The organism is Ascidiimonas meishanensis (genome assembly GCF_037782385.1).
GTDB lineage: Bacteria > Bacteroidota > Bacteroidia > Flavobacteriales > Flavobacteriaceae > Ascidiimonas > Ascidiimonas meishanensis.
The window spans coordinates 610,966-621,248 of record NZ_JBBEXD010000004.1 but is presented as its reverse complement, the minus strand read 5'-3'; the positions used below and the strand labels follow the sequence as shown (position 1 = coordinate 621,248).

Genomic DNA, 10,283 nt, shown 5'->3' with positions numbered 1-10,283 from the left:
TTCATGATTTGCGCGGCCTGTTGAAACTCCGTTAGTTTACCCCACTGTAAGAAAGGGGAAAATTCCTTACATTTGGGTAGAACAACTAAACTTAACACTATGTAAAAAAGCATTAAAACGCTTTTTACATTTTACGTTGTGCATAATTTTGACCAAATGAAATACCAGATAGAATTAATTATAGAAATACTTATACTTTTAATTGGTGTTTACTTAGCTTTTTTCAAAACATATCTCGAAGAAAAAGGGAAAAATTTAGCTACTAAAGAAGACATCAAAGAAATTACATTACTAGTTGAAAATGTTAAAAAGGACTTAGAGTATAAAAATCAAACTAAAATAGAGCTCGCAAATAGTAAAAGAAGTTCATTATTAAAATATCACGAAGATTATAACAAATGGCTATACACGATATTGAAAACCTATTTTTCGGATATAGACCATAATAGTATAGATAGACTTAGCGAAATACTGAATTCAATTAGAGAATTACAGGTCAAAAATGATATATCAAAAGAACAATTAAAAATTTATTTGCCCAAAACAGAATTACATGAAATAATTGGAAAACTGAACTTAAAAATAGCTGAAATGCAAAAATCTATGCAAGTTAGTATGGCGGAAATTGAGTTCAACCTAAAAGAAAGAAAGAAGCTTCTATCAATAGAAAGCGAAGACCAAATAATCAAGTATGAGGAGAATATAAAAAAATGGAAAGAATTACTTGAGGATTTTTCGTCTGACAGAATCCAATGGGTTGAAGAATTTGTTGCATTAGAAAATAGTTTAAATTTTAATCATATCTATCACGAACATTTATTTGATATTGAGAAAAAAACTATGCACAACAATGTATATAAAAAATAGCGCAAGTAATTACTAACACAATGGTTTGGGCATTTTTAAGAAGTCGCTAAATTTTTAAATTTGACGATTTCCAATAAAAAAATAAAAAGTAAAATTTAAAAATTCGACTTGTGTTTAATCCGAAAAGTTATCACTTATTTTTCACGCTACTTTTCATATACGAAGCCGTTGTAAGCAATTTAACAAAACTATGAGAAATGATTAAAATCCCGTTTCTAAATAAAATAATAATGAAGATAGCTTCAGAAGTTCACAAATCTCGAATTGAGACATTGGAGAAACGAATTTTAGAAATGGAAAAAGATAAAAAAGTTACTGATAGTAAACTTAACGATTGTCTTAATGCTCTTTCTAAATTAGACGACAGACTTTATAACGCAAATTTGGACTCATCAAAAGCTGTCGGAGCAATAAATGCTTTAATTCATAGCGGAAAACTACAAACACTTAACGAAAAGAAAGACGAAAATGTTAGCGAATAATACATACAAAGAACTTGAGTTATTAACTCAAAAAATCGAATCTAATACAGCGGATTTGAATGACTATCAGCGCTATGAAATTCTTCTTCAAAATGGTGGATTAGCAAGAGAATACATCTATAGTTATCTGAATCGAGCTGGATTCTCAAACTGGAATGAATTAATAAACGCTCGACAAGAAAAAGAAAGAGCAAAAGATAATAATGCTAAACTAATTGGTGGAATTGTTGGACTTGGACTTGGGATTTTGATTATGAAATTATTCAGCGAAGATTAAAGAATTAAAAATGGATTTAGAAATAAAGGATATTATAATTTTAGTCGGTGTATTTCTAACATTCTTCGCTACAATTATTGGTTATTTTTCAACAAGAAGAAATCTTAAGACTTCAAAATATATTGATGTAGTTACAACAGAAAGAATCAAATGGCTAGCGATTATTAGAAATGAAGTAGCAGAGGTCGCAGCTACAATGAAAGAAACGCTTGTTCTCTACGAACGTAAAATAGAAAATATTGAGCACGAAAATCCGTCCCAATCAACAATGGAGGAAGCCAGTTACGAACATCAAAAACATTATTTTGATTCTCTAACAAATAATGCATTTGGTAAGAATGAACTTCCAACTTCAAAGGATTTAATATCAAGATTAATAATCTTAAAATTAAGATTTAATCCAAAAGACGATTTAAGCACCTTGAATCTTATCGACTATTTTGTAGAGTTCTATCAAAAAAAATATAAGAATACTGGAGATTTAAATGAAGCATCTGAAAAAATTGACCTATTTATTTCAGAAATACAACAAATGCTAAAAAGAGAGTGGGAAAAGGTAAAAAAGGAATCTAAAGGTGGATAAAAACTGCTTATAACATCGTATATAAAACATAGCTGCTACAGGCTTTCCGAGAGGTTTGTTTGTATTTGTGAAGACCGCCAAATTTTTAAATTTGGCTTTTAGTAAAATAAAGATAAAAAGAAAAATTTAAAAATTCGGCTCGTGTTAATCCGAAAAGTTAGCGTCTTTTTACACGCTACGTTTCATAGTGTGCCGAGCAAGCAACGAACGGTAATATTCGTTGTGAACTGTAATTAAGATGGTGGAACCGACCCACCAATGTCGTCTTATAGGAGAAGGCGTTAAACCACCTAAAGGTGCTTTTGTAAAGAGCAAAGGTGCTGAGCGTTTAGGAAACGGCTAATCAAGAATTAGTCAGGTATGGATATTAGAGATGAACGAAAGTGAACCCCTTTTGAGGTGTCGAGAAGTAGGTACACCCTGTCAAAAGCTACGAAGTATGATACGGAGTTAAGAGTATAGCGACCACCTATTTATTGGCTATGCGGCAGGCGTCATTCAGGGGGCATGAATTTTATCTAGGCTTAGTTACGGAACTCGGGAACCTGACTATAAATGCTAAGGAAAATACACAATAGGATCAACCTAGAGGTAGAATACCAAAGTTATTTTCAGGGACGGACTAACCCGTAGTAGCGTTGAAGTTTCTGTAATGGAAATGGAGCAAAGGGGTTAGGTTGTACAGTTGCATTACATTTAACAACTCACTATTTGAGGATGACTTTATGCGATGAAACAAAATCAATACCTATAAGCAAAGCCATGATATGGCAAGCTTACAAAAGAGTGCGAGCCAACAAAGGAAGCGCAGGTATAGACTTAGTCAGTATCGAACAATTCGATACTAACCTGTCTGAAAACCTGTATAAGCTTTGGAATCGTATGGCATCGGGAAGCTATTTCCCCCCTCCGGTCAAAGAAGTGGAGATCCCCAAAAAGTCCGGAAAAGTCCGAAAATTGGGAATACCTACTGTAAGTGACCGAATTGGACAAATGGTGGTCAAGATGTTTCTAGAACCTCGATTGGAAAAGGAATTCAGTCAAAATTCATTTGGTTACAGACCTAAAAAGAGTGCGCATCAAGCACTTGAACAGGTCAGGAAAAACTGCTGGGAAACAGACTGGGTAATCGATCTGGACATTAAAGGGTTCTTTGATAATATTGACCACCACAAACTGATGCTTGCCGTAGAGAGACATGTACCAGAAGACTGGGTCAGACTCTATATAGTACGTTGGCTCGCATGTCCAGTAATGAACAAAACTGGAAAACTGTTCGTAAAACAAGGAAAAGGAACGCCACAGGGTGGTGTAATAAGCCCTTTATTAGCGAACCTCTTTCTACATTACGGGTTTGACAGATGGTTAGAACAGACTGACAGAACAGTAAGCTATACACGTTATGCCGACGATGTTATCGTAAACTGTAAAAGTCAAAAGCATGCTAAACAAACACTAAAGGCTATCCAAAACAGAATGCATCAAATTGGTTTGGAGTTACATCCAGAAAAGACCAAAATTGTGTACTGTAAGGATTATCGCAGAAAAGGAAAATACCACAACGTTAAGTTTGATTTTCTAGGCTATTCTTTTCAACCTAGGACTTCCAAATCTAAAAAGCGAAGTGGGCTATTTCTAGGCTTCGATTGTAGCATTAGTATAAGTTCAAGAAAACGTATTGCAGCTAAGTTAGCAGAACTTAAAGTGCATAGAATGACCTCTAATAGTATCGTAGGTATTGCCAAAATCCTTAATCCCATGATTAGAGGATGGATCAATTACTATGCGAAATTCAGGAAATCTATGCTCCACGGAGTTTTTAAACTATTAAACAATCGTTTAGTGAAATGGGCAAGAAAAAGGTATAAACGTTATAAGACTAGTATAAAACGTGCTTACAAATGGTTCTTTAGAATTCAGGAACAGTTTCCTAATCTATTTTACCATTGGAAAATGGGATATACAAAGTGAAAACGTTAATTTAGATTTGTATAACAAGAGCCGTATGATGGGAGACTATCACGTACGGTTCTGTGAGAGGCTTGGGGTGAAACTCCCCTGGTCTACTCGACTACAAGACCGTTGGCGGTCATTTAACAAAACTGTCTTAAACAAGGGAAATAAATGGTCGATATTAAACTGATTTAGAATATTAAAAGATTGAATTTAAAGACTTATTAGAAAATTATGCTAACAGACATCCATCCAAAATTACCAATGCGTGACAAAAATGTGACACGGGAGTTTTACTCAAACCGATTAGGATTTAAACAATTTGGGAGCGCTGATTTTGACGGATATTTGATGATGGAAAAAGACCAAATCCAAATCCATTTCTTTGAATTTAAAGAACTTGACCCGAAAGAAAATTATGGACAAGTTTATATTCGGACTGACAATATTGACGAATTTTATAAATCATTATTGCACAATAAAACTAAAATTCACCCGAACGGCAAGTTGGAAGTAAAACCTTGGAAACAAAAGGAGTTTGCAATACTTGACCCAGATAGTAATTTATTGACTTTTGGAGAAAGTGTTTAACGTTAAAAAGAAATAAAAAACGAACCGCCAACAATGGCTATAAGTAATTGCTTGTTCTCGCCTACTTCTGAAAATCCGCGAGGATTTTCAGTTTGGTGTGTACTTGCAGAGTTAAGTGCTAACCCACGCAACTACTCATAGCCGAGACCGTTGTGGCACATTAAAACAAACCTTGGAATTTGGAATTTATATTTAAGATATTACGAGAAAATCCCGAAATAGGCACTCTCTTTATAGCTACTACTTTTACAGCAATAGGCTTTATATTTAAGACATTGATAGATACTGTTTTGGAAAGTAGGAGGTATAAAAAAGAACTGAAAAAAATATATTGGACCGAACGAATTAATGCTGCCAAGAAAGCATCAGAATATTATTATGACCATCAGGAATTACTTGGATTGATGATTCATAAAATTGACATCGTTTTGCGTCAAGACGGTCCCGGAACTCTACCTGAAATAATTCAGAATACAATAGAAGTAATATCCCAGAGAACCGTAAATCCGAATTCATTTGAACATCACCATATTCATATGTTTTATGATTTTGACACCGAAGAGTTGGATGGATTGAACACCAAATCTTTTAATATAATTCAAGAATTACAAAAAATTGAAATCTTAGAATCAGATACCACAGAAAGTACAAATAGTAAATTAAATGAGGGACGGAATTTGTTGACCAATTTAAAATCTAATCATCAAGAGCAAAAAAAGATTTATAAATCATACTTAAAGATGATAAACGAAGACCTCGCAGAATTTATTAAATAACGTGCCACAACAATGGCTATAATTCATTGTGGTTTTGTGCCACACCAAAGTAAAAGTATAAATCAAACGGCTGGATTTCGGCGGAATAATCCTGCGGATGATTCCACAACGAAATCATAGCCGAGACCGTTAAGTTTAATTTCAAGCAGCCCATCGGACAAAACTTAACGGATGGATGCGTTAAAAAAGTAAGGATTGGCAAGTATTTTTAAGGCTTAGATTTTTTAAAAAGCGGAAGTCAAAGTCTTTTCGATTGCATCGTGCAAATTCGCATTTGCAAACGTAGGAAACGTACTAAAGACTTTGGTTAAGGTATCGAAAAAAAATGATAAAGTCAAGAAATGCTTTTTTCTTCCCGAACCGCTTCATGCTAAAAATAAGCCCTAGAGCAGGGTTTGATTTTAACGCTTTGCTTCATTGCCAGCTACGTACCTTATCAGGGATAAAGGCCCATAGCCGCCACTGATCCCTCCATCAAGTGTTGGCTTTTCATGATTTGCGCGGCCTGTTGAAACTCCGTTAGTTTACCCCACTGTAAGAAAGGGGAAAATTCCTTACATTTGGGTAGAACAACTAAACTTAACACTATGTAAAAAAGCATTAAAACGCTTTTTACACTTTACGTTGGCAGTAATAAAATCATAGTGACTAAAATAATTGGCCAAATAGAATCACTAAAGCAAATTCGGACCAAACTAACTGAGAATGGAATTACCGAATTCAATTCTATTAAAGATATTAAAGTTTACCTATCCAATTTTAAATCAACAAAAAAACAAATATTAATAGATGCAGAAAATGATATAAATGATCAGATTCTTCATCTAAGTAATCAATTAACTTATAATCAAGAATTTTATGAAAAGTCAAGATTTGAAATTGGTGAAAGTTTAAATACCAAAATTTCTTCATTAATCAGCAAACTTGAAACATTACAAACTGCACAACCTAAATTTATTCTCACTGATTTTTTTAAAAAACTTCAAATAAAAAGTACTGAAATTAAAAGAAAAAGATTGGAGAAAAACTATAATAAAATAGTCGAAAAGAAGACAAGCAACCTTAGTTCCATCGTTCAAAAAATCAGTCAAGAATTAGATGAATTAACTCTGAATAAAGATTCAATAATAGCTAATCATAGTAAACCAAAAATTTCAAACGCTTTACACATTAAAAATGTTTTAGAAAGCATAAATCCACTAATAGCTGGAGCCATTGGAGAAAATTTAGTAGTAAAAGAATTAGAGAAACTATCTGATGATTATATCTTGTTTAATGACTTTTCATTAAACTTTAATCCACCAGTTTATAATAGAAAGAACAATGATAGGATATTTAGCATTCAGATCGATCATCTACTAATTACACATGCAGGAATTTTTATCCTTGAAACAAAAAATTGGAGTAAAAAATCAATTAAAAATTTAGATTTAAGGTCACCAATAGAACAAATTAGGAGAACCAACTTTGCATTATTCGTATTACTGAGCAACGCATCTGAATACAATTATTTAAGTTTGAACAACCATCATTGGGGAGAAAAACAAATTCCTATTAGAAATGTAGTGGTAATGATAAACGAAAAACCTAATGAAGAATTTAAATACGTTAAAATCAAAACATTAAATGAATTAAATAATTATATCAACTACTTTGAACCAATTTTTACTCAATCAGAAACAAAAAGAATATCGGAATACCTTAGAAATATCAACAGTTAAAATTACTACTGCCAACAACGTGTATAAGTAATTGCTTGTTCTCGTCTACTTCTGAAAATCCTCGCGGATTTCCCTTAGGTATATCTTCTTTTTGCTAACTTAGTGCTAACCAAGGTAACTAGCCATTACACGAACACGTTGTACACAAGCAAAAAAAAATGATAGCATTTCTACATACATCACCGATTCATATCGATACATTTGAAAAATTGGTAAGAAAGTTTGACGAAAATATTGAAATCAACCATTTCGTGAATGAAAAGTTACTTGAAACAGCTTTGACAAGTGGCAAAACTGATGTCGTGTCATTTAAAAAAGAAATTGAATTAATTAAAAAAGAAAACCCATCATTATTAATTTGTACTTGTTCTACTTATGGAGAGGAATGTGATAATGATTCAACTATTAACAGAATAGATAAACCTATTATTGAATATATTGTTCAAAATTATGAGAAAATCGGATTAGCTTTTACAGCTAATTCAACAAAAGAAGTAAGCCAGAATTTATTGTTAAAAATCTCATCTGAATTAAATAAAAAAATAGAAATATTAAACTGTGATTGCAGTGAATATTGGTCTTGCTTTGAAAGCAGAAATTTTAATGCGTATGAAAAAGGAATCGCTGATAAAATTAAAATAATGGAATCTAAAGTTGATGTGATATTTTTAGCTCAAGCGTCGATGGAAGGAGCAAAAAAGCATTTAACTAAAATTTCAAAAGAGGTATTATCTAGTCCTGAATTTGGAATAGAGAAACTGATTAAAAAACATAAAGCCAGTATACAGCACGGTGTATAAAACATAGCTAATTAAATGATAAACGAAAGGTTTGTGTTTTATTTGCTGAGGCCGCCAAGTTTTTAATTTGGCTTTTAAAACTGAAAAATTAAATCAAAATATAAAAAACGGGCTCTGTGCTAAACCCAAAATGTAGTATCTTTTTACACTTTACGTTGTGTGTAATTAAAACAAACTAATGAAATTACTCAAGCAAACTATTATCATATTTTTTATTGTATTTATATCTCATAATACGTTCGCACAGGAGTTGAAAGAACTAGAAACTAAAATAGATAGTTATATTAAGCCTTATCTTGAAATGAATGCTTGGAGTGGGCTAATCAACATTTACCAAAATGGCATTCCTATTTTTCAGAAAGGTTATGGGTATGCCGACAAAGAATGGGAGATTAAGAACACATCTGAAACCAAATTTAGAATTGCCTCAATTTCCAAAGTTTTTACAGAAGTTGCCGTTCTAAATCTAGTTGAAACTGGCGAAATTTCACTCGATGACCCATTGTCCCAATTTATCCCCGACTACCCCAGAGGTGATGAAATTAGTATTAGACAATTATTAACCCATCGCTCTGGTATACCACACTTGAATAGTTTCCCTAATTATAATGAGCTAAATAAATTAGCATATGATTTAGAAGAAATAATTGAACTATTCAAACAAAAATCTCTAGATTTTGAACCTGGCGAACGCTATAATTATAGTAACTCTGGATATGTTTTACTCGCTTACATTATTGAAAAAGTAAGTGGTCTTTCCTATGAAAATTATTTAAAGCAACATATTTTCAACAAGGTTGACCTACAAAATACGGGAGTGGACAGTGAAGCCAAAATTATAAAGAATCGGGCAAGCGGATATATGTTTGATGAGACTGGTGAACTCATTAACGCAGAGTTTGTAAATATGAGCATAAAAATTGGAGGAGGCTCCCTTTATTCCACAGCAGAGGATCTTAATAAATTTATTCAAGGCCTCATTAATAAAGAGCTAATAAGTTCCACTTTATCAGAACTACCTAATTTTGGAAGCATTGACGGTGAAAAGGTTTTTACAGCAAATGGAAGAGTACAAGGTTTCTGCCATCAAATTACACACAGAGTTAAAGAGAACTTAACAATAATAATCCTAGGTAATCACTATTCTAATTTGGCATTACCTATTTCGCAAGATATCTACAAGATCTATACAGGTGAAGAATACAAAACACCTATAAACTACTTACAACAGGAAATAGACGTTGAAAAGGAAGAACTTATTAAATATGAGGGAACTTATGATTTCGGGTTTGGTCCGGTAGGGAAAGTAAAAATCATAGACAATAATATAGGCTATTTAGCACCAGGAAGGAAAACATATGACATTTTAATTCCTATCGATGAAAATAGGTTTTTCTATATTCAAAGTTGGGTCTTACTTGAGTTCAAGGATCCGGACAAAGAATCATTTAAAACATTGGATTGGATAATGGGTGAAAATGCGTATCCAGCAAAAAAAATAGAAAACTAAACACAACATTACCTATAATGCATACCCTTCGGGATACGCAGCATAGCCGAGACGTTGTAGCCAATTTGAGAAAATGAAAAAATTCCGACTGACATTAATTACTGAAAACCAAAATTCTCTTGAAAAAGGAAAAAAGTTCGCGGAATCGATTTGTGAAACTCTGAATTGCCAAAACGGATATGAAATTTCAAAATATGAGAAACTAAAAAACTCATACCGAATTGAAATAGTTGGAAAAATATCTAACCAAAATAATTCGATTTCGGAATCAATTGAATTGACTGATAGAATTTGTTCGCCTTGGATTGTGACTTATGAACGAACCGAAAATAATGTGGAATTGATGTTTAATAAGTCTGAATTATCAAATTATCGGAATGAAAATTTTAACACTCTGAATTGGGCTAATTTTGTAATAGAAAATGAATAAAAAAGGAATTCATACTGAGATAGAGGAAATCGTTGAAACTGATAGTTTACAAATTATAAGAGAGAATTATTTTCAATTTCCAGAAGGGAAAAGTAATATTTATGCTAAAGACACAGAAGATAAAATCGTTTGGTTCGCTGAATTACCAATAGAAGGAGATTCTTACTCAAACCCAATGAAATTTAAAGATGGAAAATTGAAAGTATCTTCCTGGAACGGATTTTCTATTCGGTTTGTATTTGCTAAATTAGGTGCTTAAAACACGCAACAAAGCATATACAACCACGTTGGGC

The 10,283-nt window shown here is 32.6% G+C and carries 12 protein-coding genes; all 12 read left to right on the top strand.

Going from position 1 to position 10,283, the window contains the following annotated elements:
- The first annotated feature begins 156 nt into the window (after nucleotides 1-156).
- The 12 genes from WBG07_RS10315 to WBG07_RS10260 all read left to right on the top strand — a co-directional run bounded on the left by WBG07_RS10315 (nucleotide 157) and on the right by WBG07_RS10260 (nucleotide 10,249).
- Entirely contained in the window at nucleotides 157-867 is a 711-nt protein-coding gene (locus tag WBG07_RS10315; RefSeq protein WP_340200955.1) for a hypothetical protein, read from the top strand.
- A 197-nt stretch (nucleotides 868-1,064) separates the two neighbouring features.
- A complete protein-coding gene (locus tag WBG07_RS10310; RefSeq protein ID WP_340200954.1) occupies nucleotides 1,065-1,349 on the top strand; it encodes a hypothetical protein in 285 nt (94 codons plus the stop codon).
- Nucleotides 1,336-1,626, top strand: coding sequence for a hypothetical protein (locus WBG07_RS10305; protein WP_340200952.1), 291 nt, complete (start codon nucleotides 1,336-1,338; stop codon nucleotides 1,624-1,626). The genes WBG07_RS10310 and WBG07_RS10305 overlap by 14 nt, the downstream gene beginning before the upstream one ends.
- A gap of 10 nt (nucleotides 1,627-1,636) precedes the next feature.
- Nucleotides 1,637-2,209 carry a hypothetical protein gene (locus tag WBG07_RS10300; RefSeq protein WP_340200950.1) on the top strand — a complete coding sequence of 191 codons (573 nt, stop codon included), beginning with the start codon at nucleotides 1,637-1,639 and terminating at the stop codon, nucleotides 2,207-2,209.
- Nucleotides 2,210-2,971: 762 nt separating this feature from the next.
- A complete protein-coding gene (ltrA, locus tag WBG07_RS10295; RefSeq protein ID WP_340200948.1) occupies nucleotides 2,972-4,180 on the top strand; it encodes a group II intron reverse transcriptase/maturase in 1,209 nt (402 codons plus the stop codon).
- 216 nt (nucleotides 4,181-4,396) lie between these two features.
- Nucleotides 4,397-4,753, top strand: a complete 357-nt coding sequence (locus WBG07_RS10290; protein ID WP_340200946.1) for a bleomycin resistance protein — start codon at nucleotides 4,397-4,399, stop codon at nucleotides 4,751-4,753.
- Between the two features lie 179 nt (nucleotides 4,754-4,932).
- Entirely contained in the window at nucleotides 4,933-5,529 is a 597-nt protein-coding gene (locus WBG07_RS10285; RefSeq protein ID WP_340200945.1) for a hypothetical protein, read from the top strand.
- A gap of 644 nt (nucleotides 5,530-6,173) precedes the next feature.
- Entirely contained in the window at nucleotides 6,174-7,250 is a 1,077-nt protein-coding gene (locus tag WBG07_RS10280; RefSeq protein ID WP_340200943.1) for a nuclease-related domain-containing protein, read from the top strand.
- Nucleotides 7,251-7,408: 158 nt separating this feature from the next.
- Nucleotides 7,409-8,050, top strand: a complete 642-nt coding sequence (locus tag WBG07_RS10275) for a hypothetical protein (protein ID WP_340200941.1) — start codon at nucleotides 7,409-7,411, stop codon at nucleotides 8,048-8,050.
- Nucleotides 8,051-8,228: 178 nt separating this feature from the next.
- Nucleotides 8,229-9,560 (top strand): serine hydrolase domain-containing protein, encoded by a 1,332-nt coding sequence (locus WBG07_RS10270; RefSeq protein ID WP_340200940.1) that lies wholly within the window; start codon nucleotides 8,229-8,231, stop codon nucleotides 9,558-9,560.
- Between the two features lie 73 nt (nucleotides 9,561-9,633).
- The gene (locus WBG07_RS10265) at nucleotides 9,634-9,990 is read left to right on the top strand and encodes a hypothetical protein (RefSeq protein ID WP_340200938.1); all 357 of its coding nucleotides are present in this window, start codon (nucleotides 9,634-9,636) and stop codon (nucleotides 9,988-9,990) included.
- Nucleotides 9,983-10,249 (top strand): hypothetical protein, encoded by a 267-nt coding sequence (locus WBG07_RS10260; protein ID WP_340200936.1) that lies wholly within the window; start codon nucleotides 9,983-9,985, stop codon nucleotides 10,247-10,249. Before WBG07_RS10265 ends, WBG07_RS10260 begins: the two co-directional genes overlap by 8 nt.
- Nucleotides 10,250-10,283: the final 34 nt, after the last annotated feature.